Below are 26,192 nucleotides of genomic sequence, written 5' to 3'. Positions count from 1 at the left end.
GCGGGACCGACTTCGACAAGCAACTGTCGCTGGCCGGCATGATGCCGCTGTTCGGCTACGGCAGCCGCATGAAAAGCGGAGCCTACATGCCCACCAGCCACCACATGAACCTGGCGACCTGGCACACCATCAACTCGGTGTACTCGCAGAAATCCCAGCTGGCCCTGGGCAGCATGCGCTACGACATCGAAGACACCGGCGGCATTGACCGCCTGTTCAAGCTGATCGAACAGCGCGCCGGCCACTGGCTGGCGATGGAAGTGGAAGAAACCAAGATCCAGCTGACCCACGAAGACAGCCGCCACGTACTGCTCGACCGGGTTGAACCGGGCTTGAGCGTGGACCTGAGCCGCAGCCTGTTCGAGTCGGCCATCGACGGCCTGCTGGAGCGCGTGCGCAACAGCGTCACGCAATTGCTGGCCGACGCCTCGGTGGACGTTGCCCAAGTGGACACGGTGTTCTTCACCGGCGGTTCCAGCGGCATCCCGGCCCTGCGCCACAGCATCTCGGCAATGCTGCCGAATGCACGGCACGTGGAAGGCAACATCTTCGGCAGCATCGGCAGCGGCCTGGCGATCGAGGCAAGCAAACGCTACGGCAGTTGAGCGAGACGCTGGCCAGAGGAGGCTCTTGAGGCAACCAGAGCCTCTTGTGGCCTGCAGGGCTTGATGAGCCAACCAAAGTCTCCTGTGACCTGCAGGGCTTGATATGGCTGATGAGCTTGTCGTGGCTGCCGGGCTTGAGTAGCTAATGGGCTTGTTGTGGCTGTCGGGCTTGATGTGGCTGATGAGCTTATTGTGGCTGCCGGGCTTCTTGTGGCGAGCGGGCTTGCCCCGCGTTGGGCTGCGAAGCAGCCCCATCAAGGATGAATGCGCTGTTTCAGGTATGCCTGGGATGATGGTTTGGGGCTGCTTCGCAGCCCAACGCGGGGCAAGCCCGCTCGCCACAAAAAAGCCCACTCATAACAGGAGACGCCCACCCACCCTAGCGAAAATAAATCGACCACAGCCCCAGAAACGTCAGCCCCCAGACCACCACCCCCGGCACGATCACCAGGTAGTTCCATGGGCTGAAACGATCATTGCTCTCGCCGTCAGGATCCCCCGCGGCAAAATTGATCAGGCCTTGGGACTGCTGCAGGATGTAGGCACAGATCGGAATCGCCAGCATCGTCAGGTTCTTATACGCAGACCACGCCTCGATCCGCGCAGCCGCCGCGTCGAACATATTGGCGCCCACCGTCAGCACCACGAAAACCGTCGCCCACTGTTCAAAATCGAAGTCGAACTTGCGGCCGCTCTCGACTACGCGCCGGTAGGCCAGGCGATAGAGCTTGTGGATAAAGAAAATAAAAAAGAACGCGCGCGCCACTGGCAACATATCGGCCTGGTTGGCCTGCTTGTACAAGCTCCAGTTTTTATACGCCCAGACATAGGTGTAAAGCCCAAAACTGAGCAGGCTCAGGATCAGCAATTTCTTTTTGGAAATGACGTAAAACTCGGCTGACGGCCGCGCTGTGTCGGTCAGCTCCGCCGTTGGCGGAGCATAGAGATTGTCGCTCACTGCTAGTTTCCCCTTAAATCCCTTTAACGTTCTCGTTATTGCATCAAACCATGCCAGCGAGCTTCAACTCGCTCTTCAAATACGCGTAGTAGATCGGCCCCGCCACCACGCCCGGCAAGCCAAAAGCGGCTTCAAACACCAGCATCGCCAGGAGCAACTCCCACGATTTGGCACTGATCTGCCCGCCGACGATGCGCGCGTTGAGGAAGTACTCGACCTTGTGGATCACAATCAGGTAGCCCAGCGCCGCCACCGCCACCCAGATCGACAACGACAGCGCGACGATAGTGATCAGCGTGTTGGACATCAGGTTGCCGATCACCGGCAGCAGGCCGAGCAGGAAGGTCAGCACGATCAGGGTCTTGGTCAGCGGCAGGTGAATGCCACACAGCGGCAGCACCACGGCCAGGAAGATCGCGGTAAAGGCCGTGTTCAGCGCGGCGATTTTGATCTGGGCGAAGACGATGTTGCGAAAGGCCTGGACCAGCAAGTGCAGGCGGTCGAACAGCGCAGCGGCGAGCGGCTTGCGCTTGGTAAGGTCGGGCACGCGCTGCAGCGCGATGATCGCGCCGAGCACCATGCCGATCAGCAGGGTGACGAACATGTGCGCGGCGTCTTTGCCGACCAACTGCAGTTCGCTCAGGTGTTTGCTCAGCCAATCACCGATGGCCACGCGGAACTCGGCGGCGCTGGCGGGCAAGTAGGCGTCGAGGAAAGGCGGCAGCTGGCCGCGCGCGCGGTCGACCACACCCATGAACTTGTCGAGGGACGCCCCGGGATTTTCTGCTTCGTGGAGCAGGAAGCTGATGGCGCCGGCGAAGATCAGGGTCAGCACGCTGACGATCAAGGTGCCGAGCAAGGCCACGGCCAACCAGCGCGCGCGCCGACCTTCGATCAGCCGCTGCAACTGCGGGGTGAGCATGTTGACCAGTTCATACACCAGCAGCCCGGCCAACAGGCTGGGCAGCAGCTTCAGCGGCAGGACCAGCAATAATCCACCGAAAATGATGACGCAACTGACCAGCAACAACACGTGACGCTGAGAAAACGTTGGCATACAGCCTCAAAACGAACGGCGTTAAAGGATGTTGTAGGAGCCGGCTTGCCGGCGAAAAACGCAAGGGCACCGCGTTTAGTCTGGATAAACGCGTGAGCGTTCCCGCTTTTTCGCTGGCAAGCCAGCACCTACAGGGGGCTGTGTGCGAGTGTCGCAGCCTTCTATGGCCTGGGGCTATTATTTCTTCAGGCAGGTGCTCATAAAGGTTTTGCGCGCGTCGCCGGTCAAGGCTTTGGTCTTGGCGTCGGCATTGCAGTCTTTCATCTTCTGCTGCTGGGGCGTCAGGGTCTTGGCGTCGTTGGCAGCGGGAGCCGCCTTGAGACACGTACTCATAAAGGCTTTGCGTTCATCGCCTTTGAGCGCCTTGGTGGTGGCGTCGGCATTGCAGGTGGTCATTTTATTTTGCTGGGCAGTGGCGGCAAAACCCTGGGAACACAGCAGCAGGCCCATCATCAACAGCGGAATACGCAGCATCTTCATGGAGTTTTCTCCCTGTTACCGTGCCGGGGGGCACGGCCTACCGAGGAGTGTAGTCAAAGCCTGTTACATCTTCACCGGCCGCGGATATTTGTCCGCCGGTACTGCTCTGGCGTGCAGCCGGCATGGCGCTGGAACATGGCGATGAAGGCCGAGGCGGTGCTGTAGCCCAGGTCGAAGGCCACATGTTGCACGCTGCGCTCGCTGTCGAGGGCTTCGATGGCGGCGAGGTAACGCAGGCGTTGGCGCCATTCGCCGAAGCTCATGCCCAACTCACGCACAAATTGCCGCGCCAGGGTGCGCTCGCTGACATGCACCTGCTCGGCCCAGTGCGCCAGGGGACGATTGTCGCCGGGGTCGGCCTGCATGCCTTCGAGTACGCCGAGCAGCCCGGGGTGACGCGCGTAGGGCAGGAAGCAATCGTGAATCGGCGCCTGCCTGAGTTGGTCCACCACCACGTCAGCAAGACGGCGGTCGGCGTCGCTCTGAGGGTTATTCACATCACGCTTGGCAAAATCCTTGAGGATTGCCTTGAGAATGTCGCTGATCGCCAAGGTGCAGGGGTGCTTCGGCAGTTGCTCGCACAGCTCCGGTGCCAGGCCCACCGAGTGGTAGATGATCGCGTGGGCGTTGTAGGAGCTGTGCTCGGTCTGCGGCGGCACCCAGACCGCATACTGCGGCGGCGACATGAAGCGGCTGCCGGCCACTTCCATGCGCATTACCCCACTCGCCGAATAATCCAGTGAACCCCACAAGTGCTGGTGCGGCGTGCACTCGGTATCCGGGGCAAAATCGGAGTAGCGAAAGTACACCGGGCTGGGCAGCCGGGCGAAATCGGCGAGGCGGACGATGTGTCTGGGCATATTGTCTGGATACAGGCGCAGGTTGTCTGGATCGCAGTATAGGCTTCGATCCAGACAAGGGGATAATCTTGCCTCATCAACACACCTGGTTTCTTTCGATGCAATACGCGTATCCGCTGCTGGCTATCTTTATCTGGGCCGGCAACACCGTGGTCAACAAGTTGGCCGTGGGCTCGATCTTCCCCGCAGAAATCGGCTTTTATCGCTGGTTGCTCGCAGCGCTGCTGTTTACCCCGTTCATGCTCAAGCCGGTGATTGCCAACTGGTCGATCATCCGTCCGAACCTGGGCAAGGTTTTCATCCTCGGCGTGCTGGGCATGGCCGTGTACCAGAGCCTGGCCTATTACGCCGCCACGCTGACCAGCGCCACCAACATGGGCATCATCCTCTCGCTGATGCCGTTGATGGCATTGACCGCCGCCATCATCAGCCTCGGCCAGCGCCTGACCTTCGGCGCCCTCACCGGTGCCGTGCTGTCATTTACCGGCGTGGTCGTGGTGGTCTCGGCCGGCAGCCTCGGCGCGCTGCTGCAGCACGGCGTGAACCTCGGCGACGGCATGATGCTGGTGGCCACCCTGGCCTATGCGGTCTACAGCACCCTGTTGAAAAAATGGCAGCTGCGCCTGCCGCCGTTGGTGCTTCTCTATCTGCAGGTGCTGGTGGCGGTGGTGGTGCTGTTTCCGCTGTTCATGTTTTCGGCGAAAGCGGGCCTGGGCTGGGCGAACATCCCGTTGGTACTGTACGCGTGCTTGCTGGCGTCGATGCTCGCGCCGTTGGCGTGGATGCATTCGGTCAAGACCCTGGGACCAAGCCGCACCACATTGTTTTTCAACCTGCTGCCGCTGATCACCGCGCTGATTGCAGCCGTGGTGTTGAAGGAGGAGTTGGCGCTGTATCACCTGGTGGGTGGCTTGCTGACGTTGGGCGGGGTGATCTTGTCGGAGCGCTGGACCACGCCGGTGCGCCGCGAGGCCAGCGCGGCCTGAGCCCTCGCTATCGCGGGCAAGCCCGCTCCCACAGTGAACCGCGTTGTTTAGTGGGTGCTGGCATGGCGCGATAAACGATTACGCGATTGGGCCGGCTAAACCCCGTCGGCTTTCAATCGCTGCGCATGCTCGACGAACAAGCGGATCGGCTCCGCGCCCTTGCCCACCAGCCCCATGGACTGGTTGACGATGTCGAAGTGGTCCAACGCATAGTCATCGCCGATCACCCGCCCCAAATGCGAACTGTAGCGCCCGACCATGCCGTCACACTGGCCCTTTTCTCGCACAAAACTGCGCGCGAACAAGCGGCAACTGCGGTTCGTGCCGTCCAGCAGGTTGCGCCCGCGATCGGTCTTGCCCGGCTGCAAAGTGCCGGACCACGAGTAATAGCGCACGCCATTGACCACCTCGGCGCCGTGCCCACCCCAGGTCTCGGGCAACCCCTGGGGATACTGGCGATTGAACAGGGCCACGCCGGCGCTGGTCAGGGAATGGTGCGAGGCCTGCAGATCAGCCTTGAAGCGCGGCCCGCGATAGCCGGTTTCCAGCACGCCCATCACCCAGGCAACCAGATGGAACAGCGCGCTCATGATCCGCCCTTTGACACTCTCGGCCGGGTAATGAAGGTGGATATGGTCCGCCAGTTCCGAACCCTGATTGGGCCCGGCCACCGACGTCACCGACGCCACCCAGTCAGGGCGCTTGGCCGCCGCATAGCGGGCGGTAAGCGCGCCCTGGCTATGGCCGATCAGGTTGACCTTGTCGGCACCGGTGTCACGGCGAATCTGCTCGATTTGCGTCAGCAGTTGCTCACCGCGCACCTCGCTGGAATCCAGCGGCGCCACCTGCACGGCAAACACCTGCGCGCCACCGGCCCGCAGCGCCGGGACAATGCCGTACCAATAGGGAAACAACCCCACGCGCACGAAGCCGAGCATGCCGGGGACCAGCACCAGGGGATAACGCGTGGCGAGCGGTTGGGGCATGACGCTGACATCCTGGTCTGAAGGGTGATTGAACCATCCTAGACCAAATGACATGACCGCCCCATGAACAGGCGATCGTTTGCAAATGCTCGACGCCCATTGAAATCCGATAAAACTTTTTGCGTCACGCAGGACTCACAACTTGGAGCGATCACGCCGGTAGAGCGTGGCGTAAAACCGGATTAGCACCAGGAGATTGAGATGACTGAAGCAAACTTGACTGACGTTGCGACCCTGCGCAGCCGCGCCCGCCAGAACGTCGAAAACGGTGCCGTGACCGAGGGTTACGACGCCGACCGCGAAGAGATCATTCGCCTGCTCAACGCCTCGTTGGCCACAGAACTGGTGTGCGTGCTGCGCTACAAGCGCCACTACTTCATGGCCAGCGGCGTCAAGGCCCAGATCGCCGCCGAGGAATTCCTCGAGCACGCGACCCAGGAAGCCGAACACGCCGACAAACTCGCCGAACGTATCGTGCAACTGGGTGGCGAACCGGAGTTCAACCCGGACCTGCTGTCGAAGAACTCCCACGCCCAATACGTGGCGGGTAACAGCTTGAAGGAAATGGTCTACGAAGACCTGGTGGCCGAGCGAATTGCGGTGGACAGCTACCGTGAAATCATCCAGTACATCGGTGATAAGGACCCGACCACCCGCCGTCTGTTTGAAGAGATCCTGGCTCAGGAAGAAGAGCACGCAGACGACATGGCTGACATCCTCGAAAGCCTGTAACCCCCGCAACACCCTGTAGGAGCCGGCTTGCCGGCGATGATGGCCTCAAGCTCTCCACCGAGAACCAAGGCCTCATCGCCGGCAAGCCGGCTCCTGTTTTTTTGTGTCGGATCAGCCTTTCACGGTCTTCGGCGCCTTGCCTTCCTTCATCTGCTGCAGCAACGGTGCGCATTGGTTCGGCTCATCGCCGCTGGGGGCGACCAGCGCCAGCAACCCGGCAGCCGGGCCGGCGATCACGCCCAGGGCGACCATGCCCGCACCACGCAGCGCCAATGGGATGGCTTTCACCCCAGCATTCGGCTTGATGAACGGGCCGTTGACGTACAGCGGGGAACGCAGGGAGAACAGGCGGAAGCCCTTGGATTCCGGCGTGATCGTGAGGTCGAGCTGCTCGGTGGCCATGTTCGCCGTGCCATCGATGTAGATGATGGCGTTCTCGGTATCGAACACAAACAGCCGCGTGGTCGCCAGGCCAGTCTTGATGCCGAAGTCCGCCGCCGCGCAATTGATCTTCACTTCCTTGTCGCCAAACAGGCGGCCCACCACGTAGTTGCCGACGTTGAGCCCGGCGATTTCCATCAGGCTGCGGCTGATGGCGCCATCGTTGATGAGCATTTTCAGGTCACCGTTGGAGGTGCCCAGCAGCGCCGCCACGGAGTTGCCGCGCCCGGAAATATCCGCGTCGCCGTTGAGTTCACCAAAGCTGGTTTTCATCGGCTCGAAGGTCGGGAACAGCTGCTTGAGCTTGAAGTTGCGCGCAGTGAGCCGGGCACGGCCCTCCATGGGCGTGGTGCGGCCATTCAGACGGATCTGCGCGTCCAGCTTGCCGCCGGCCACGCCGAAACGCAGGGGTTCCAGGCTCAGTTCGCCGTCGTTGAGGATCAGGTGGGTGTAGAGGTCGGTGAACGGCAGATCGGCACTGTGCACGATGCGCTTGCCGGTGAATTCCACATCGGCATCCATGTCGCGCCAGCGCTCGGTGCGGAACTCTTCCACCGGCAGCACTTTGGTCGCCGGCTGTTTGCTTTCGCCGCCCCGGGCCTTTTGCTTGGCGTTGGAGTCGGCGCCGATCAGGGGCGCGAGGTCGGTCATCAGCAATTGATTGGACACCAGCGCGCCGCTGAGCTTGGGCCTTGGCTGGCTGGCGACGTAGCCGAGGTTGCCGTGGATGTCACTGTCACCGATCTTGCCGTTGAAGTTTTCGTACCGGAAAGACGCACCCGTCGGCTCGTGCAGTTTGGCGATCAAGTGCCCGTCAGTGGCGTAGGCCGGTGAGTCCGGCAGGGTCACGCCCGTCAGCGGGTACAGGTTGCCCAGGCTGGTGCCGGAGAGTTTCAGGCGCAGGTCGAGGGCGCCGAGGTTCAGCGGGTCGGTCAGGGTGCCGGCCAGCGCGATGCTGGTGTCGGCGATCTTGACCTGGGCCTGCAGCGGGAATGGCTTGGCCGCGTCCTGCAGGGCCAGCAGGCCACCGATTTTGCCGCTGCCGTCGAGTTTCTGGCCATGGTACTGGCCTTTGACCTTGAGCCCGAACGCGTAGTCCTGCGGCGCCGAGCCTTTTTCCAGGGCCTTCTTGGCATCGGCGTCGCCGACGATTTCGCCAAACGGAATCGGCTTGCCCAAGGGGTCGATGATCACGTCGAGCTGGGTCTTGAGAGTCTGGTCGTCGAGGGTGACGTGGCCCTTGTCGAAGCCGATGGCGCCAATGTCCACCACCCAACTGGAGGGTTCGGCGTTGGGGTCCTTGGGGTCGAACTTGAATGTCCAGTTGGCGCGGCCGTCGGCCAGGCGCTGCAACTGGGCACTCGGCTCGGTGAGGTCGATGCGCGGGATCACCACGCGCTGCACCAGCAGCGCCAGGGGCGAAATGCGCAGCTCGACCTTCTTCAACGTGACCATTTGCGGCTGTTTCGACCAATCGGGATTGCCCAGGGTCAGGTCTTCGGCAATCACGTGGGGCCATGGCACCCAGGCACGCCAGCCGCCTTCGTCGGGCTCACGCGCCCACACCACGGCCAGGTTGCCATTGATGGCAAACGGGCGATGCAACTCTTCGGAAACCTTGGCATTGAGGGGCGGCTTGATGCGGTTCCAGTCAAAAAACACCAGGACCAGCACCAGGATGGCGATTAACAGAACGAAGCTGGCGCAGCTCCAGGCGACGATTTTACGAGTGCGCGTCATTGCACAGGACTCCTCAACACGAATAGCTGAACTACAGCTCATAAGGCTACGACTGGCAAACCGCGCGGGGGTTTAACTCGATCGCGGATTTAGTCGCAAAAAGCCATTTTCCTGATCGACCAGACAGATTCGATCATCAACGGGCGCACCATTGTTACCCATGTTCGTGTCGAAAATACCCACCTCGGTGCAAAAGCGCGTGCTTGAGAGGCCCGTTCTAGAGCGGCTCTGGCGAACAATCAATTCTGTTGATTATTACCATTGTGTTTATGAACTTTTATATCGACTTATCAAGAGTAGCATTAGCCCTGTACCCACTTTATCGCCCTCCCAAGGAGCAACCCATCATGAAACGCCAAGTACTCGCTACCGTCCTGCTGTCTGTCCTCGCTTCCAGTGCCTTTGCCCTGCCAGCAGCCGAACAGGCAACCCCACAGAACAAAGCCCAAGCCGTTCAATCCAGCCAGACCCTGGCTCGCAGCGGTTCGCAAGAAGAAGAGAATCGTGACTACGCCAAAGGCGGCGTGGCTGAAAACGGTTCGGAACAGGCCAACAAACGCGCCTACACCGAAGGTGTTGCTGAAGGTGGCCGTGATCGCCTGGAACAGAAAGGCCTGGTCGAAGGTGGTTCTGAACAAGCCAACAAACGCGCTTACACTGAAGGCGTTGCCGAAGGCGGCTCGGACCGTCTGCAAGAACTGCATCAAGCACAGAGCTAACCCCGTGGTGGCCCTGAAAAAAGCCCGATCAGCCGATCGGGCTTTTGACTTTTCATAGCACCTGTCACCCCGCCTGCCCCGTCAAGTTCGACGCCAGCGAAGCTGTTTTGCTAGAGTGCAGCGCTGTACTTGTCGACAAAAGCCCGTCCGCCAATGCTGCCCCGCGCCGAACAGAAGCAACAGACCCGCCTCGCCCTGATGGATGCAGCCCGCCATCTGATGGAGTGTGGCCGTGGGTTTGGCAGCCTGAGCCTGCGTGAAGTGGCGAAGACGGCCGGCATCGTGCCGACCGGTTTCTATCGTCATTTTGCCGACATGGACCAGCTCGGACTGGTATTGGTCAGTGAAGTGGGCCAGACCTTTCGCGCCACGATTCGCCTGGTGCGCCACAACGAATTCGTGATGGGCGGCATTATTGATGCCTCCGTGCGGATCTTTCTCGACGTGGTCTCGGCCAACCGTTCGCAATTCCTGTTCCTGGCCCGCGAGCAATACGGCGGCTGCCTTGCCGTGCGCCAGGCCATCGGCGCCTTGCGCGAAGACATCACCCGCGACCTGGCGGCCGACCTGACGCTGATGCCCAAGCTGCAACACCTGGATGCCGAAGGCCTGCACGTGATGGCCGACCTCATCGTCAAAAGTGTGTTCGCCACCCTCCCCGACATCATCGACCCGCCCGCCCAGGCGCTGCCTGCCCACCTCACGCCCCAGGCGAAAATCACTCAGCAATTGCGCTTTATCTTTATCGGCCTGAAGCATTGGCAGGGCCTGGGCAGCACCGAATAAGCGCCTTACCCCGCCGGGTGAAAACGCTTCGCGGTGGTGTAGTGCTTGTTCCAGTACGAATTGCTCAGCGAATCGATACGCACGTTTTTGCCGGCGCGTGGCGAATGAATGAACTTGCCGTCACCGATGTACAACCCCACATGGCTGACCTGGCCGCGCCCATTACCTTTGAAAAACACCGCGTCGCCAGGCTTGAGTGCATGGCGCTTGATGGTCGCCGCCGTTGATCGATGCATTGCCAGCGTAGTGCGCGGAATCTGGATATTGGCTTCGGTCTTGAACAGGTACACCAGGAAGCTGCTGCAATCGAAGCCCTGCTCCGCCGAGGCACCGCCCCATTTGTAAGGCGTGCCGAGCAATTGGTGGGCACGGTCAACCACATCCTCAATGGACGCTTCTTTAAAGGACGCCGTGAACAAAGGGCGTGGTTGTAGATTGGCCGACGCAGACGAAATGGCGAGAGACAGACTGACAATCACTAAACAAAAAAATGACTTGAACATGATGAACGTCGCAATGGGATAAACACGGCGCACAGCCTAAAGAAACAGTGCGTAACGTTTTGAACGCCGAATCCGCATCACTTGTAGGAATAGTCCTAAAACGCCCATGACAGGTGCGCCCTACTGCCGCGCGCACCACTTTGGTTCACCGCTAGAAACTTCCTACGCCCTCTTTAGTAGCACTACTACACTGCCTACAAGCAATTCCTACCCTTCACCGGGGTTGGCAAGCCCCTTGCTCTAGCACTCTCATCGCTCATTGCCGGAAGCTTCCTGATGCTGGTGATCCACCGCCGAATCGCCCCCCAAGCCCTCTGGGCCGCCGAGTTGCTGCTGAATTTCGAAGCACGCAGCAAAAGCCGCCTGCGCTGTTTCAGTGCCGACGGTGAAGATGTCGGCCTGTTCCTGGAGCGTGGCCAGCCGCCGCTGCACGATGGCGAATGCCTGCAGGCCGAAGACGGACGCGTCGTACGCGTCGTTGCACGACCTGAACAACTGCTTCACGTCACCTGCAGCAGCGCCTTCGAACTGACCCGCGCCGCCTATCACCTGGGCAACCGGCATGTGGCGTTGCAAGTGGGGGACGGTTGGTTGCGCCTGCTCGATGACTACGTGCTCAAGGCCATGCTGGAGCAACTGGGCGCCCACACCGAGACCATCGAGGCACCGTTCCAACCGGAGCACGGAGCCTACGGCGGTGGTCACCATCATTCGCGGCATGGCGATGAAGATTTCAACTACCCGCCCAAGTTGCACCAGTTCGGCGTGCGTCCATGAACCCAGCCTGGGCGCTGCTGCGTCTGGCCAGTCCGCAATTGCCGATTGGTGGCTACAGCTATTCCCAGGGCCTGGAAATGGCCGTGGAGAACGGTCGCGTCAACAACGCGGCCAGTGCGCGGCGCTGGATCAGCGACCAACTGCTGCTCAACCTCGCACGCTTTGAAGCGCCCCTCTTGCTCGCCCATTGCCGCGCCGCTGCCGAACTCGATTGGCCGCGCCTGACCCAATTGTGCGAAGAGCACCGCGCCAGCCGAGAAACCCGCGAGCTGTATCAGGAGAGCCGGCAGATGGGCTACTCCTTGCAGCAACTGCTCAATGGCCTGCCGGAACTCGACCAGGCCGCCGAGGATTTCCTCGCCCGCCAGTCAGAGCCGCACCTGGCCCTGGGCTGGGCGCTGGCGGCGCGGGCCTGGACTATCAGCCCTGACGATGCCCTCGCCGCCTGGCTCTGGAGCTGGCTGGAAAACCAACTGGCCGTATTGATGAAAACCCTGCCGCTGGGCCAGCAGGCCGCGCAGCGCTTGACCAGCGAACTGCTGCCGCTGCTGCAACAGGCCCAGCAGGACGCCAGCCATATCGCCCCCAACCATTTCGGCAGCGCCGCCTTCGGCCTGTCCCTGGCGTGCATGGCCCATGAGCGCCAGTACAGCCGACTGTTCCGTTCCTGAGGCCTTTTACTGTGGAGAAGCACATGAACACACAACCCCTGCGCGTCGGTATCGGCGGCCCGGTGGGCTCCGGCAAAACGGCCCTGACCCTGGCCCTGTGCCTCGCGCTGCGCGACCGCTACAACCTGGCCGTCGTCACCAACGACATCTACACCCGCGAAGACGCCGACTTCCTGGTGCGCAACCAGGCGCTGGCGCCGGAGCGCATCATCGGCGTGGAAACCGGTGGCTGCCCGCACACGGCGATCCGTGAAGACGCCTCGATCAACCTGGAGGCGGTGGACCAGCTCAACCGCCGCTTCCCCGGCCTGGACCTGATCCTGGTGGAGTCCGGTGGCGACAACCTCTCGGCCACCTTCAGCCCGGAACTGTCGGACCTGACCATCTACGTGATCGATGTGTCCGCCGGCGACAAGCTGCCGCGCAAAGGCGGGCCTGGCATTTGCAAATCCGACCTGCTGGTGATCAACAAGATCGACCTCGCGCCGATGGTCGGCGCCTCGCTGGAGCTGATGAACAGCGACACCCAGCGCATGCGCAACGGTAAACCCTTTGTGTTCAGCAACCAGAAAACCGGCGTCGGCCTGGCCGACATCGTCGCCTTCATCGAACGCCAGGGCCTGCTGACCGCCGCCTGATCAACCCACAAGGAACCTGTCCATGAGCCTCAAGAAACTCCTCGCAGCTGCCGCCCTGCTGCTCGCCCCTGCCCTGGCCTTCGCTCACCCGGGCCACGGCGACAACGGCCTGGTGGCCGGTATCAGCCATCCCCTCAGCGGCATCGACCACTTGCTGGCGATGGTTGCGGTCGGCCTGTGGGCGGCCCAACAAAAAGGCGCCGCGCGCTGGGCCCTGCCGTGCACCTTTGTCGGCACCATGCTGATCGGCGGCGTGCTGGGCTTCGAAGGGCTGGAACTGCCGGCCCTGGAAAGCGGGATTGCCGCTTCGGTGCTGGCCCTGGGCCTGGCAGTGGCGCTGGCGGTGCGTCCGCCGCTGTTCGTGGCCGTGGCTGCCACGGCGTTGTTTGCGCTGTTCCACGGCGTGGCCCACGGCCTGGAGTTGCCGGACATGTCCAGCCCTTGGGCCTATGCCGCAGGCTTTGTCGGCGCAACGGCGGTGTTGCACGCGGCCGGGTATGCGGTAGTGCGCTTCCTGCCGGCAGCGGCGGCGCCGTTGGTGCGGATTGCCGGCGCGGCTTCGGCGGCGACTGGGGTGTGGTTGTTGGCGGGCTGAGTGTTGTCGCGTCGATAAGGGCCACATCGCAGGCAAGCCAGCCGCCCACATTTGACCGGTTTCACACACCCAAATGTGGGAGCGGGCTTGCCCGCGATAGCGCCAGCGCAAACACCATAGATCCCAAGCCTGCTACCATGCGCGGCAAACACCCCTGCCGTGACGACGCCAGCCAATGCCCAGCGCTTCCCACCCCTCCTTGAACACCGTGCTCACGCACTTCCACAGCCTGATCGTGCCGCTCTGGCAAGGCCCGGGCTGGAACGCCGAGTTGGCATTGCCCTATGAGGCGCTGGACGCCGATCACCGCCCCTTGCCCCCGCAACGCTACCGCGCCATGGCCTGCGCCCGGCAGTTGTACCTGTTTGCCAGCCTGATCGGCGAGCCCGGCGCGGCCTTCGCCGAAGAGCGCGCAGCGGCGCTGTTCCGTTCCCTGCAACGGCATTTCCACGACGCCGAGCACGGCGGCTGGTTCTACAGCATCGACCCCGCCGGCCAGCCGTTGGACAAACGCAAAGACCTCTACACCCACGCGTTCATCATCTTTGCCTGTGCGCACTACTGGGCCAAGGTGCGTGAGCCACTGGTGGAGTCGGTGCTCGACGCAGCCCTGGAAGTGGTCGCCAGTCGGTTCGCCAGCGGCGACGGCCTCTACGAAGCCGTGCTGGAGCGCAACTGGTCATCCCTCAAGTCCGGCCCACTGCAAAACCCGCTTATGCACCTCGCCGAAGGTTTCCTCGCCACGCTGGCCGTGCGTGAAGACCCGATCACGCAAGACGCCCTGCTGGACTTGGCCAACGCGATGCAGAAGCGCTTCATTGCACCAGAGCACGGCGTGATGCTGGAAAAACCGCTGGGCGCTGTGGATAACTGGTTTGAGCCCGGCCACCAGTTCGAATGGTTCTTTTTGCTGGAGTCATCGCCAGTGCTGCGCGGCACGCCGCTGCATGCGTCGTTGACGCGCGCATTTGCCTACGCCGAACAGCAGGGTGTGGATAACAGCAGTGGCGCGGTCAGCGGCATGCTGGCCCTGGACGGTAGCGTGCGTGATGGCACCCAGCGTATCTGGGCACAGGCCGAATACCTGCGGGCACTGACCTTGCGGCCGGACAGTGAAGCCGTGCTGCAGCGTCAATTGCAGGCGCTGCAGCAAAGATTCCTGCATGCCAAAGGCTGGAATGAATGCCTGGATGCCCATGGCGAGGTCAGTCGGCGGGATATGCCGTCTACCACGCCTTATCATTTGGCGACCTGCTATGAGGGGTTGGTCCAGCATTTGGGCTGACCTCATGGGCCCTTTCGCGAGCAAGCCCGCTCCCACATTTGATCGCATTCCAAAGGCAGGACGCGGTTAATTGTGGGAGCGGGCTTGCTCGCGAAAGCCTCACCTCGGTCTACCTGACTATCACGCAATCCACTTGCGATCCCCGGTAAAACTGATCGTCAGCCAACGCGCCGCATCCGGCTTGCCCAGCCCTGTGGATATCTCTTCACGCAGCGCATCCAGCGTGGCGACGTTGTCCACCGGGTAATCCGCCGGCAATACCACATGAATCTCGATAAACCGTGCGCGTCCGTGCTTTTGCACGTAGGACACGTAATCGTCGAAACCATGCCGGGCCTGGGCCGCGTCCATCACTTCACGCACTTTGTCGTCCAGATGATCCGGCGCAATGCCCAGCACCTCGCGCAATGCCGGGCGCAAAATCTTCAGCGCCGGCGCCAGCATGCTCAGGGCCAGCAGGATCAGGATCAACGGGTCGACATACACCGCCCATTCGCCATAGCCCTGGGACTTGAGCAGCAGCGCAGCCAGGAAGCTGATCAGCAAACCCACCGACAGCATCGCGTCCACCAGCCAACTGATGTTGTCGAACTGGATCAGTGACGATTTGAGCGTACGGTTGCGGTATCGCACGTAGAAGAAATAAGCGAACTCGACAACGGTAAACACCGCTGCGTAAATGATCACCAGGCCCAACTCGATCTCGCGCCCGCCATTGATGATGCCGAACACACCGTTGAGAAACGCGTAGATGGCGATCAGCAAGAGGAAACTGCCTTCGATCAGCAGCACCATGGGTTCCAGGTGCCAATAGCCGAACTGGAAACGTTCGTTGCTTTTCTTGGCGATCAGCTTGGCCGTGATCAGCATCAACACCTTGATGGCGGTGGCGATCAGCGAGAAAAAGCCGTCGAATAGAATGGATTGGGCGCCAGATACCACACCCGTGACAATCCCGGCGATCGCCACGGCGAACATCAGGATAGTCGATTGTTTGAGCAGTGCCTGCTCACCTCGGTTACTCACATTTCCTCCTGTCAAAACCTATAAACCGCACACTGCGGAGGGGTTTTCAGGGGTGGAGTGTACCTTATGTCGTGTTTTGGCCGATTTGCCGCCATCGCCGGCAAGCCGGCTCCTACAGATGACCACCTGCAGGAACCGGTTTGCCGGCGACTCGAATCAATGCCTTACTTGGCGCCTCGCTCGATAGCAAACCCAGCCCAGGTCTGGCTCACCGGCATCAACTCCAGGCGGTTGATGTTGACGTGTGCAGGCGTGTTCAGCACCCAGAAGATGGTGTCGGCAATGTCCTGCGGCTGGATCGGCTCGGCACCGGCGTAGGTGGCGTCATAGCGCGCCTGGTCGCCGCCGAAGCGCACCAGCGAGAACTCGCTTTCGCACAGGCCTGGCTCGATGTTGGTCACACGCACGCCGGTACCTTGCAGGTCGCAACGCAGGTTCAGCGAGAACTGCTTCACGAACGCCTTGGAGCCGCCATACACGTGGCTGCCCGGGTACGGGTAGCTGCCGGCGATGGAGCCCAGGTTGATGATCCCGGCGCCACGGCCATGGGCGATCAGGCGCGGCAGCAGCAGGCTGGTGGTGGTCAGCAGGCCCTTGATGTTGGTGTCGACCATGGTTTCCCAATCGTCGAGGCTGCACTTGGGTGCAGGATCGGTGCCCACGGCCAGGCCGGCGTTGTTGATCAGTCCACGCAAGGTGGCGAACGACGCTGGCAGATTGGCGATCGCGTCTTCCATGCCCTTGCGGTCACGGACGTCCACCACCAGGCCATGCACTTCGGTCTGCTTGGAAAGCTCTTCGACCAACGCATTCAAGCGGTCGGCACGACGACCGGTGAGCACCAGTTTCCAGCCGGCTTCGGCAAAACGACGGGCACAGGCCTCGCCAAAACCTGAAGTTGCGCCAGTAATAAACAGCGTGTTGGACATGGTGTTCTCCTTGCGGTGATCGGGGAAAAAAGTTGCCAGCAGAATGCCCGTACGCCGCGGTGGCGGCAACCGCTATGCACTCACCTTCATGTACAGCTGATCATTTTTTGACCATTACGAGCAACGCCATATAAACCGTGGCCTGCAGCCATATGCGCGCAGGTTATCCACAACTGCGCCCACAGTCTTTGGGGGCAAGTGCAAAACACCCGAAGCCGCTGTGTACAAGGCCTGCAGGCGGTTTTAGAAAGTTTTTTGCTTGACCTTGGCCGGGGCGTATGTAGGCCCATGACCCCGCAGAAAATCCAGGCGATGGCTCCAGGCCAGTCATTCCGGCCTCTGCGGCAGTCTTTCCAGAGTTTAGTCACAGACTTATCCACAGGCCGGAGGGACATATTTCGGTCATATACCTGTGTCTTTAAACAGGTTGACAAAGGCCTCGTCCAGTCCGCAAAAAGCCGCTGGTCAAAAAAACAACCGCCATGCTGCAAGCCACGTAAATAAAGGCCTGCAGCGAACTACACCCACGTTACCCACAGCCGGTTCCACAGCGGATGGGGACAAGTCAAAACTGTGACAAAACAGGGATTTGCGGCGGCTATATGTCGCGCTTTCAGAGGAGGCCAGATTTGTTTTCCACAATTTGGCGGGGAGCCTGTGGACACCCCAAAAACAAATGTGGGAACCGGCTTTATGTGGGAGCCGGGCTTGCCCGCGATAGCTTCACCTCGGTTTGCCTGACAGACCGAGGTGTTCGCATCGCAGGCAAGCCAGCTCCCACATAAAGCCGGTTCCCACATGGGTTATTGCATCAAGCTTTTAGATCAGTGCCCACCCAGGTAGGCGTTGCGCACCTCTTCATTCACCAGCAATTCCTTACCGGTGCCGGTCAGGCGAATCTCGCCGTTGACCATCACATATGCACGGTCCGACAGGCGCAACGCATGGTTGGCGTTCTGCTCCACCAGGAAGATGGTCATCCCGGTGGAAGCCAGCTCGCGCAGCGTGGCGAAGATCTGCTTCACCACGATCGGCGCCAGGCCCAGGCTCGGTTCATCCAGCAGCAACAGCTTGGGCCGGCTCATCAGCGCGCGGGCGATGGCGAGCATTTGCTGCTCACCACCGGACATGGTCATCGCGCGCTGGTTGCGCCGCTCCTTGAGCCGTGGGAACAGCTCGAACATGCGCTGCATGTCCTCCGTGGCAAACTTGTCGCCAATCGGGATGGTGCCCATCAGCAGGTTTTCCTCGACGGTCATGTCGGGGAACACCCGTCGCCCTTCCGGCGACTGCGCAATGCCGTTGGAAGCGATGTAGTGGGACGACTTGTGGGTAATGTCGACGCCGTTGTAGATGATCTGCCCCGACTCGGCCCGAGGCTGGCCGAAGATCGACATCAGCAGCGTGGATTTACCCGCGCCGTTGGAGCCGATCAGGCTGACGGTTTCGCCTTCATTGATGTGCAGCGAGACTTTTTTCAGGGCCTGGATCGGGCCGTAGAACACGTCCAGGTCCTTCATTTCGAGGATAGGTGTACTCATACCAGTTCCTCTTCGTCTGCGCCCAGGTAGGCGGCAATCACTTTCGGGTCGTTGCGGATCGCGTCCGGCCCACCCTCGGCAATCACGTTGCCGTGGTCCAGCACCACGATGTGGTCGGAAATACTCATCACCATGCCCATGTCGTGTTCGATCAGCACCACCGTGAGGTCGTGTTCGTCGCGCAGCAGGCGAATCATCGCGCTGAGGGCTTCGGTTTCCTGCGGGTTGAGGCCCGCTGCCGGTTCGTCCAGGCAGATGATCTGCGGCCGGGTGCACATGGCCCGGGCGATTTCCAGGCGGCGCTGCTGGCCGTAGGAAAGCTCGCCAGCCAGGCGGTTGGCGCAGTCCACCAGGTCGACCACCTCGAGCCAGTAGAAGGCATGGTCGAGCGCATCGCTCTCGGCCTTGCGATAGCCCTTGGTGTTGAGGATGCCCGCAAGCATGTTGCGGTTGACCCACATGTGCTGGGCGACCAGCAGGTTTTCCAGCACCGACATTTCCTTGAACAGGCGAATGTTCTGGAAGGTACGGGCCAGGCCGGCACGGTTGACCAGGTGGGTGCCGCCGAACATCTTGTAGAACACCCGGCTGAAGAAGCTTTTCGGCGACACGAAGTCGACCGCCTTGAAACGCTCACCCAGCAACTGGATCACGTTGGTCTGCTTGCCGCGAATGTTCAGTTCGATCTTGCCGCCGCTGGCTTTGTAGAAGCCGGTGAGGCAGTTGAACACGGTGGTCTTGCCCGCGCCGTTAGGGCCGATCAGGGCGAAGATCGAGTTGCGTTCGACCTTGAGGCTCACGTCGCTCAAGGCCTTGATGCCACCGAAGTGCATCATCAGGTGTTCCACGGAGAGGACGACTTCCTTGCTCATGGCGCTACCCCCTTGCGTGGCGTCACACCCGTGCGGCTGATCCGGATCAGGCCGCGCGGTCGCCAGATCATCATCACCACCATCAGCACGCCAAACAGCAGCACGCGGTATTCGCTGAAGCTGCGCAGCAGTTCAGGCGCGACGGTCAAGACGAACGCCGCAATCACCACGCCGACCGTCGAGCCCATGCCGCCCAACACCACGATGGCGAGGATCAGCGCCGACTCGAAGAAGGTGAACGAGGACGGGTTGACGAAGCCCTGGTAACTGGCAAAGAACACCCCGGCCAGACCGGCGGTGGAAGCGCCGATGGTGAACGCCGAGAGCTTGACCAGCACGTGGTTCAGGCCCATGGAGCGGCAGGCGATCTCATCTTCGCGCAAGGCTTCCCAGGCGCGGCCGACCGGCATGCGAGTCAGGCGATGCTTGATGTACAGCACGGCCAGCACCACTAGGAACAGCACGATGTAGATGAACAGGAATTTGATATTGGGGTTGTAGTCGATGCCGAAGAATTCGTGGAATGGAATCCCACCGTCCTTCGCCTTGCGCCCGAACTCCAGGCCCAGGAAGGTCGGCGACGGCACCGGCATACCGTTCGGGCCACCGGTGAACGACAACCAGTTGTTGAGCACCAGGCGGATGATTTCACCGAAGCCCAGGGTCACGATGGCGAGATAATCGCCGTGCATTCGCAACACCGGGAACCCGAGTATGCACCCCGCCAGCGCCGCACAGATGGCCGCCAGCGGCAGCACCGTCCAGAAACCCAGGCCGAGGTATTGATAACCCAGCGCCAGGCCGTACGCGCCGATGGCGTAGAACGCCACGTAACCGAGGTCGAGCAGGCCGGCCAGGCCGACCACGATGTTCAGGCCCAGGCCGAGCAACACGTAGATCAGGCCGAGGATCACCACGGTCAACAGGTACTTGTTGGCGAAGATCGGGAACACGATGGCGATCACGATCAGCACCGGGATGATCCAGCGCAGCCGCGACTTGTAGTCCGGTGGCAGCACGTGCACGCCGGAGCCACTGCTTTCGAAGCCCTGCAGGATCTTCAGGCCCTTGGGGGTCTGCAGGAACAGGCTCATGGCAAAGCGGCCGACCATCACGATGGCGACCAGCAGGGCCACGCGGGCCGGTTCCAGGTTGAAGCTGTAGCCGTCGAGGACCACGCCGACGATCGGACCGAACACGATCAACGAAATCAGCCCGGCAAGGACCGTATCGACCACACTTTTCTTGATATCGATGGGTTTGGCAGCAGACATGTTTACACCTTCGCCACGAGTGGGCGACCAAGCAGGCCCTGGGGACGGAAAATCAGAATCACCACCAGCAGGGAGAAACTGAACACGTCTTTGTAGTCAGAGTTGATCAACCCCGAGAACAGCGACTCGGAAATACCCAGGATGATCCCGCCCAGCATCGCCCCAGGCAGGGAGCCGATGCCGCCGAGTACCGCTGCGGTAAACGCCTTGATGCCGATGATGAAGCCGGCATAGAAGTCGAACGTGCCGTAGTTGAGGGTGATCAGCACACCGGCCAGGGCCGCCATGGCGGCACCGATGACAAACACGTAGGAGATCACGCGGTCGGTGTTGATGCCCAGGATCGAGGCCATCTTGCGGTCTTGCTGGGTGGCGCGGCACATGCGGCCGAGCTTGGTGTACTTGATGATGTAGGTGAGCAGCGCCATGCCGGCAAACGCCGCCACGAGGATGAAGACCTTGGTGTACGTGAGCTGGACGAACCCGCTGCCGATGTCGACACGCCAGGCCCCGGCCAGCAGGGTGGGAATACCTTGTTGCTTGGCGCCCTGGGCGATCTGCGCGTAATTCTGCAGGATCAGGGAGATCCCGATGGCGCTGATCAGCGGAGCCAGTCGGGTGGAGTTGCGCAGCGGTTTGTAGGCGACACGCTCGATGACCCAACCGTACACGCCGGTGACGACCACGGTGAAGATCAAGGTGCCGAGAATGAGCAGCGGGAAGGATTCGATGCCGAAGTAAGCCAGCAGTGCCAGACTGATCGCCGCGAGGTAAGCGGAAATCATATAAACCTCGCCATGGGCGAAGTTGATCATGCCAATGATGCCATAGACCATTGTGTAGCCGATGGCGATCAGGCCATAGACCGACCCGAGGGTCAGGCCGTTGACCAGTTGCTGCAGGAAAATACCATCCATAACGCAATCTCACGCGGTGAGAGACTGCACACCCGCCAGTTGCCGGTGTGCGGCTCTTCTTGGAGGAAAAAACAGATATCCATCACAGCACCATTCCCTGTGGGAGCGGGCTTGCTCGCGAAGGCGGCGGGTCAGTCAACACATCGACTGCTGACAGATCGCTTTCGCGAGCAAGCCCGCTCCCACAGTGGATCTGTGGTGCCCAGCCTTACTTCTGTTTTTCCAGCTGATGGTATTTACCGTCTTTGTCCCACTGGTAAACCACGTAGTCGGAGACTTTCAGGTCACCCTTCGCGTCCCAGGCTTTTTCACCCATCACGGTTTTCACCGGGTGTGCCTTGAGCCACTTGGCGGCGTCTTCGCCCTTGTTGGACTTGGCACCATTGAAGCCAGCGGCCAGGGCCTGGATCGAGGCGTAGGCGTACAGGGTGTAGCCTTCTGGCTCGGTGCCGTTTTTGCGGAACTCTTCCACCACGGCCTTGCTGTCCGGCAGCAGGCGCGGGTCGGCGCCGAAGGTCATGTAGACGCCATCCACGTACTGCTTGCCACCAGCGGTCGCAACCAGTTCGTCGGTGACCACGCCATCATCGGACATGAACTTCACGTCCTTGAGGCCGGCTTCACGGATCTGGCGAACCAGAGGGCCGGCTTCCGGGTGCAGGCCGCCGAAGTACACGACGTCAGCACCGGTGGAACGGATCTTGGTGACCAGGGCGCTGAAGTCTTTCTCGCCACGGGTCAGGCCTTCTTCCAGCACCGGCTTGACGCCGCGCTTGGTCAACTGCGCTGCAGTGGCGTCGGCCAGGCCTTTGCCGTAGGTGTCCTTGTCGTTGATGACCGCGACTTTCTTGCCCTTGAGCACGTCGACGATGTAGTCGCCGGCAACGATGCCTTGCTGGTCGTCACGCCCGCACATACGGAACATGGCGCCCAGGCCGCGTTCGGTCACTTGTGGGTTGGTGGAGCCTGGGGTGATCGCGATGATGCCCGCCTCGTCATACACCTCGGACGCCGGGATGGTGTTGGACGAGCAGAAGTGCCCGACCACGCCGATGACTTTGTCCTGGTCTGCCAGGCGGTTGGCCACGGCTACGGCTTGCTTGGGTTCGCAGGCGTCGTCGCCGGCGACCAGCACGATTTTCTCGCCGTTGATGCCACCGGCCTTGTTGACCACATCGGCTGCCGCCTGGGCACCCTTCATGTACTGCTCACCGAAAGCGGCGTTGGCGCCCGTCATCGGCCCCGCCACGCCAATCTTCACATCAGCTTGAACAAACGTAGAAACACCCAGCGCCGCTGCAACGGCGAGGGCCAGAAAACCTTTCTTGTAAAACGTCTGGGACATGAGTGGTGCTCCGATATTTTTGATTTTTGGCACGACAACTTGCATTCAAACCTTTCACTGAAAGCCCAGAGCAAGGCGCGTGCCATTACGTTTTTATTCTTCAAAAAGACACGGTGTCATTGGGATTGCTGGCGTTTCGACTCCTTTTGCCAGGACGTGCAACCCTCTAGCGTCAAGAGGTGCAACCGGTGGATCGAAAAAGTACAACCTTGGCAGGTCGCACCTGCAACCAGACGGATAAACGACAGTTCCTGCACCTGTAACAACGTGCGTAACGGAACTGCACATTTACAGTGCGTGATTGCTACGACTTGCACCAATACAGATTAGTAGCCTGCTAAGAAAATGCAGGCTTCTGAGCAGTATTTCGCTGATCAGATCACGATCCTCAGGCATTGTCCGGCGTGATACAGCGAGAATCCGGCTTCATACAGGCAACTGCGCAGGCCCACTCCGGCCAGCGGTTGCATGGGCGCGAACGGAATCGGCAAGGCCTGGGGATTCTGGTGACACAGGTAATCGGCAAACGCCTTGCCGACCACACTGCCGGTGGTCACGCCGCGCCCGTTATATCCCGTTACTGCCACAAGGCCAGGGGCCGGTTCGAACAGACGCATCAGGTGATCCGGGGTGAAGGCGATGCAGCCGGTCCAGGTGTACTCCCACTGCACCGATTTGAGGTACGGGAAGTAATGCTGCTGCACCCGATCGGCCCACGCCTTGAGGAACCAGGCCGGTTTCTGGTTCCCGTTGCCCAGGCTGCCGAGCAACAGGCGGCCATCGGCATCGCGGCGGATGCTGCTCAATACCTGGCGCGTGTCCCAGGAACCCTGGCCGCCGGGCAGGATTTGCGTGGCGGCGTCGTCGGTGAGGGGCGCCGAGGCCACCTGGTAGTAATAGCCGGGGAAAAAGTTGCGGCGCAGTTCGGTCCATTCGCCTTCGGTGTAGGCGTTGGATGCGATCACCACCTGTGCAGCCTGCACCGCACCGTTGGCGGTCTGCACCGACCAATGCGCGCCTTGGCGCTCAAGTTGGGTGACGGGGGAATGGTCGAACAGTTGTCCACCCAACCCTGCCGCCGCAGTGGCCAGGCCACTGGTGTAGGCCATCGGGTTGAGGGTGCCGGCGCGTCTATCCAGCAGGGCGGCGGCGATCTTCTGGGTGCCGGTGGCTTGCTCGCAGGCCTGGCCGGTGAGTAATTCGACCGGCGCCCCACGGCGCTTCCACTGCTCTTCGCGACTGCGCAGATCCGCCTCGCCCCGGGCGTTGTGCGCCATGTGCAAGGTGCCCTCGCGGCGCAATTGGCAATCGATGTTGTATTTGTCGATCAGGCTGAACACCAGCGACGGCGCGGCGCCCAACATGCGGTTGAGCTGGCTGCCCACCGCCTCGCCGAAACCGGCTTCGATCTCGTCCGGTGGAATCCACATGCCGGCATTCACCAGCCCGACGTTGCGCCCCGACCCGCCGTGGCCGGTGCGATGGGCCTCGAGTACGGCGACGCTTTTGCCTTGTTCCAGCAAGTGAATGGCGGCCGACAAACCGGTGATCCCGGCGCCGATCACACACACATCCACCTTGACCTCGCCCGTCAGCGCCGCACGCTCCGGCCGGCCGGGGGTGAGGTGTTCCCACAAACATGTTTCGCGCAATGCCATTGCCAGACTCCGATGAGACCTAACAAACATCTAAATTCAGTTTCGACTTGGTAATCCAATCAACTGTGGGAGCGGGCTTGCTCGCGAAAGCGGTGGATCAGTCAACAGATATACNTACAGCTGATCCACCGCATTCGCGAGCAAGCCCGCTCCCACATTTTTTCCGCGTTCCGACAGGTATTTAGTCGAAAGTAATGCCTTGGGCCAGCGGCAATTCCAGCGAGTAGTTCACGGTATTGGTCTGGCGACGCATATACCCGCGCCACGCATCCGAACCCGACTCACGGCCGCCGCCGGTCTCTTTCTCACCGCCAAACGCACCGCCGATTTCCGCACCACTCGGGCCGATGTTGACGTTCGCGATCCCGCAGTCGCTGCCCACCGCCGACATGAACTGCTCGGCTTCACGCACGTCGGTGGTGAAGATGCACGACGACAAGCCTTGCGGCACGGCGTTGTTCAGGCGCAGGGCTTCGGCGAAGTCGGTGTAGCCGATCACGTACAGAATCGGCGCGAAGGTTTCGGTGCACACCACGTCGCTTTGCTCGGGCATTTCCACAATCGCCGGCGACACGTAGTAGGCGTTGGGGAAGGTGTCTTCCAGTTGGCGCTTGCCGCCGAATACCTTGCCGCCTTCGCTCAGGGCTTGCTCCAGGGCATCCTGCATGTTGTCGAAGCCGTGCTTGTCGATCAGCGGGCCGATCAGGTTGCCTTCCAGCGGGTGGCCGATGCGCACCTTGGAATAGGCGGCCTTGAGACGGGTGACGATTTCTGCCTTGACCGACTCGTGCGCGATCAGGCGGCGCAGTGTGGTGCAACGCTGGCCGGCGGTGCCCACCGCACTGAACAGGATGGCGCGTACGGCCATGTCCAGGTCGGCGCTCGGGCCGAGGATCATCGCGTTGTTGCCGCCCAGTTCGAGGATGCTGCGCGCGAAACGCGCGGCGACTTTCGGGGCGACTTCACGGCCCATGCGCGTGCTGCCGGTGGCGCTGATCAGGGCCACGCGCGGGTCGTCCACCAGCGCGGCGCCCGCATCGCGGCCGCCGATGATGACTTGGCTGAGGTATTGCGGGGCGTCAGTAAATTTTTTCAGCACGCGCTCGAACAGCGCCTGGCAGGCCAGGGCAGTGAGCGGGGTCTTTTCCGAAGGTTTCCAGATCACCGCGTTGCCGCACACCAGCGCCAGGGTGGTGTTCCACGCCCACACCGCCACCGGGAAGTTGAAGGCGCTGATCACACCGACCACGCCCAGCGGGTGCCAGGTCTCACGCATGTGATGGCCGGGGCGCTCGGAGGCGATGGTCAAGCCATACAGCTGGCGGGACAGGCCGACGGCGAAGTCGCAGATGTCGATCATTTCCTGCACTTCGCCCAGGCCTTCCTGGGTGATCTTGCCGGCTTCCCACGAGACGAGTTCGCCAAGGTCGGCCTTGTATTCGCGCAGCACGTCACCGAACTGGCGCACCAGCTCACCACGACGCGGTGCCGGCACCTTGCGCCAGGCCTCGAATGCATGCTCGGCGCGACTGACCTGCTGCTCCACCTCGGCGGCGCCCTCCCAGTGCACACTGCCGATACGGCTGCCATCAATCGGCGAATGCACGGGTTGTTTACCCGCCTGGTACAGCGCCGGGTTTACCCCGAGACGATCAAGCAATGCAGCAACCATGGGTCACTCCTTCAATCTGCAGACAGAAAAATTGCGCCGCGGCCCACACGGCGATCCTGGGCTTATTTGTAGCTGGCCCAAGACTTGCCAACAAACGACGATTAGGCGAGATATCATTCCGTTTATTCATGCAAAGAAT

General features: G+C 61.3%; 26 protein-coding genes. 10 read left to right on the top strand and 16 right to left on the bottom strand.

Going from position 1 to position 26,192, the window contains the following annotated elements:
* Positions 1-605: Hsp70 family protein (locus BBG20_RS03295; RefSeq protein WP_168167054.1), on the top strand; the 605-nt coding region annotated here is incomplete at its 5' end.
* 379 nt (positions 606-984) lie between these two features.
* Here the strand turns inward: BBG20_RS03295 and BBG20_RS03290 are convergent.
* The 4 genes from BBG20_RS03290 to BBG20_RS03275 all read right to left on the bottom strand — a co-directional run bounded on the left by BBG20_RS03290 (position 985) and on the right by BBG20_RS03275 (position 3,960).
* Positions 985-1,563, bottom strand: coding sequence for a hypothetical protein (locus tag BBG20_RS03290; RefSeq protein ID WP_065900197.1), 579 nt, complete (start codon positions 1,561-1,563; stop codon positions 985-987).
* 43 nt (positions 1,564-1,606) lie between these two features.
* A complete protein-coding gene (locus tag BBG20_RS03285) occupies positions 1,607-2,620 on the bottom strand; it encodes an AI-2E family transporter (protein WP_065900195.1) in 1,014 nt (337 codons plus the stop codon).
* 177 nt (positions 2,621-2,797) lie between these two features.
* A complete protein-coding gene (locus BBG20_RS03280; protein ID WP_065900193.1) occupies positions 2,798-3,100 on the bottom strand; it encodes a PsiF family protein in 303 nt (100 codons plus the stop codon).
* A gap of 71 nt (positions 3,101-3,171) precedes the next feature.
* Positions 3,172-3,960, bottom strand: coding sequence for an AraC family transcriptional regulator (locus BBG20_RS03275; protein ID WP_065900191.1), 789 nt, complete (start codon positions 3,958-3,960; stop codon positions 3,172-3,174).
* A 98-nt stretch (positions 3,961-4,058) separates the two neighbouring features.
* On the opposite strand from BBG20_RS03275, the gene BBG20_RS03270 reads away from it, so the two are divergent.
* On the top strand, positions 4,059-4,946 hold the full coding sequence (locus tag BBG20_RS03270; protein WP_065900190.1) for a DMT family transporter: 888 nt from the start codon (positions 4,059-4,061) through the stop codon (positions 4,944-4,946).
* Between the two features lie 95 nt (positions 4,947-5,041).
* Here the strand turns inward: BBG20_RS03270 and BBG20_RS03265 are convergent, their stop codons facing one another.
* Positions 5,042-5,932: an esterase/lipase family protein gene (locus tag BBG20_RS03265; protein ID WP_065900189.1), complete on the bottom strand. Its 891-nt coding sequence runs from the start codon at positions 5,930-5,932 to the stop codon at positions 5,042-5,044.
* A 201-nt stretch (positions 5,933-6,133) separates the two neighbouring features.
* On the opposite strand from BBG20_RS03265, the gene BBG20_RS03260 reads away from it, so the two are divergent.
* Positions 6,134-6,664 carry a ferritin-like domain-containing protein gene (locus tag BBG20_RS03260; protein WP_034105637.1) on the top strand — a complete coding sequence of 177 codons (531 nt, stop codon included), beginning with the start codon at positions 6,134-6,136 and terminating at the stop codon, positions 6,662-6,664.
* A 111-nt stretch (positions 6,665-6,775) separates the two neighbouring features.
* Here the strand turns inward: BBG20_RS03260 and BBG20_RS03255 are convergent, their stop codons facing one another.
* Positions 6,776-8,845, bottom strand: a complete 2,070-nt coding sequence (locus tag BBG20_RS03255; protein WP_065900188.1) for an AsmA family protein — start codon at positions 8,843-8,845, stop codon at positions 6,776-6,778.
* A gap of 347 nt (positions 8,846-9,192) precedes the next feature.
* Between BBG20_RS03255 and BBG20_RS03250 the strand changes: the two genes are divergently transcribed.
* Together BBG20_RS03250 and BBG20_RS03245 are read left to right on the top strand one after the other, a co-directional pair.
* Positions 9,193-9,564 (top strand): hypothetical protein, encoded by a 372-nt coding sequence (locus BBG20_RS03250; RefSeq protein ID WP_065900187.1) that lies wholly within the window; start codon positions 9,193-9,195, stop codon positions 9,562-9,564.
* Positions 9,565-9,717: 153 nt separating this feature from the next.
* A complete protein-coding gene (locus BBG20_RS03245) occupies positions 9,718-10,350 on the top strand; it encodes a TetR family transcriptional regulator (protein WP_065900186.1) in 633 nt (210 codons plus the stop codon).
* A 5-nt stretch (positions 10,351-10,355) separates the two neighbouring features.
* Here BBG20_RS03245 and BBG20_RS03240 read toward each other — a convergent pair whose 3' ends face one another.
* Entirely contained in the window at positions 10,356-10,853 is a 498-nt protein-coding gene (locus tag BBG20_RS03240; protein ID WP_065900184.1) for a C40 family peptidase, read from the bottom strand.
* Positions 10,854-11,129: 276 nt separating this feature from the next.
* Here BBG20_RS03240 and ureE point away from each other — a divergent pair, with 276 nt between their 5' ends.
* The 5 genes from ureE (at position 11,130) to BBG20_RS03215 (ending at position 14,819) form a co-directional block, all read left to right on the top strand.
* Positions 11,130-11,630, top strand: coding sequence for an urease accessory protein UreE (gene ureE / locus BBG20_RS03235; protein ID WP_065900182.1), 501 nt, complete (start codon positions 11,130-11,132; stop codon positions 11,628-11,630).
* Positions 11,627-12,301 (top strand): urease accessory protein UreF, encoded by a 675-nt coding sequence (locus tag BBG20_RS03230; RefSeq protein WP_065900181.1) that lies wholly within the window; start codon positions 11,627-11,629, stop codon positions 12,299-12,301. The genes ureE and BBG20_RS03230 overlap by 4 nt, the downstream gene beginning before the upstream one ends.
* 23 nt (positions 12,302-12,324) lie before the next feature.
* The gene (gene ureG / locus BBG20_RS03225; RefSeq protein WP_065900180.1) at positions 12,325-12,939 is read left to right on the top strand and encodes an urease accessory protein UreG; all 615 of its coding nucleotides are present in this window, start codon (positions 12,325-12,327) and stop codon (positions 12,937-12,939) included.
* A gap of 22 nt (positions 12,940-12,961) precedes the next feature.
* The gene (locus tag BBG20_RS03220) at positions 12,962-13,534 is read left to right on the top strand and encodes a HupE/UreJ family protein (protein ID WP_065900179.1); all 573 of its coding nucleotides are present in this window, start codon (positions 12,962-12,964) and stop codon (positions 13,532-13,534) included.
* A 175-nt stretch (positions 13,535-13,709) separates the two neighbouring features.
* Complete coding sequence (locus BBG20_RS03215) at positions 13,710-14,819, top strand: AGE family epimerase/isomerase (protein ID WP_065900177.1); 1,110 nt, start codon at positions 13,710-13,712, stop codon at positions 14,817-14,819.
* Between the two features lie 120 nt (positions 14,820-14,939).
* Here the strand turns inward: BBG20_RS03215 and BBG20_RS03210 are convergent, their stop codons facing one another.
* The 9 genes from BBG20_RS03210 to amaB all read right to left on the bottom strand — a co-directional run bounded on the left by BBG20_RS03210 (position 14,940) and on the right by amaB (position 26,053).
* Positions 14,940-15,845: a cation diffusion facilitator family transporter gene (locus tag BBG20_RS03210; protein ID WP_065900175.1), complete on the bottom strand. Its 906-nt coding sequence runs from the start codon at positions 15,843-15,845 to the stop codon at positions 14,940-14,942.
* A 164-nt stretch (positions 15,846-16,009) separates the two neighbouring features.
* Positions 16,010-16,774 carry an SDR family oxidoreductase gene (locus BBG20_RS03205; RefSeq protein ID WP_065900173.1) on the bottom strand — a complete coding sequence of 255 codons (765 nt, stop codon included), beginning with the start codon at positions 16,772-16,774 and terminating at the stop codon, positions 16,010-16,012.
* A gap of 824 nt (positions 16,775-17,598) precedes the next feature.
* The gene (locus tag BBG20_RS03200; protein WP_065900171.1) at positions 17,599-18,315 is read right to left on the bottom strand and encodes an ABC transporter ATP-binding protein; all 717 of its coding nucleotides are present in this window, start codon (positions 18,313-18,315) and stop codon (positions 17,599-17,601) included.
* Entirely contained in the window at positions 18,312-19,187 is an 876-nt protein-coding gene (locus BBG20_RS03195; protein ID WP_065900169.1) for an ABC transporter ATP-binding protein, read from the bottom strand. Before BBG20_RS03195 ends, BBG20_RS03200 begins: the two co-directional genes overlap by 4 nt.
* Positions 19,184-20,461, bottom strand: coding sequence for a high-affinity branched-chain amino acid ABC transporter permease LivM (gene livM / locus BBG20_RS03190; protein ID WP_065900168.1), 1,278 nt, complete (start codon positions 20,459-20,461; stop codon positions 19,184-19,186). The genes BBG20_RS03195 and livM overlap by 4 nt, the downstream gene beginning before the upstream one ends.
* 2 nt (positions 20,462-20,463) lie before the next feature.
* Complete coding sequence (locus tag BBG20_RS03185) at positions 20,464-21,378, bottom strand: ABC transporter permease subunit (RefSeq protein WP_003236186.1); 915 nt, start codon at positions 21,376-21,378, stop codon at positions 20,464-20,466.
* Positions 21,379-21,586: 208 nt separating this feature from the next.
* Positions 21,587-22,723, bottom strand: a complete 1,137-nt coding sequence (locus tag BBG20_RS03180) for a branched-chain amino acid ABC transporter substrate-binding protein (RefSeq protein ID WP_065900167.1) — start codon at positions 22,721-22,723, stop codon at positions 21,587-21,589.
* Between the two features lie 374 nt (positions 22,724-23,097).
* Complete coding sequence (amaA, locus tag BBG20_RS03175) at positions 23,098-24,381, bottom strand: L-pipecolate oxidase (protein ID WP_065900165.1); 1,284 nt, start codon at positions 24,379-24,381, stop codon at positions 23,098-23,100.
* Between the two features lie 181 nt (positions 24,382-24,562).
* Positions 24,563-26,053 carry an L-piperidine-6-carboxylate dehydrogenase gene (gene amaB / locus BBG20_RS03170; protein ID WP_065900163.1) on the bottom strand — a complete coding sequence of 497 codons (1,491 nt, stop codon included), beginning with the start codon at positions 26,051-26,053 and terminating at the stop codon, positions 24,563-24,565.
* Between the last annotated feature and the right edge of the window lie 139 nt (positions 26,054-26,192).

It is taken from the genome of Pseudomonas aylmerensis, from assembly GCF_001702265.1.
In the GTDB taxonomy this organism is placed as follows: domain Bacteria; phylum Pseudomonadota; class Gammaproteobacteria; order Pseudomonadales; family Pseudomonadaceae; genus Aquipseudomonas; species Aquipseudomonas aylmerensis.
This window is presented reverse-complemented; position numbering and strand designations above follow the sequence as displayed.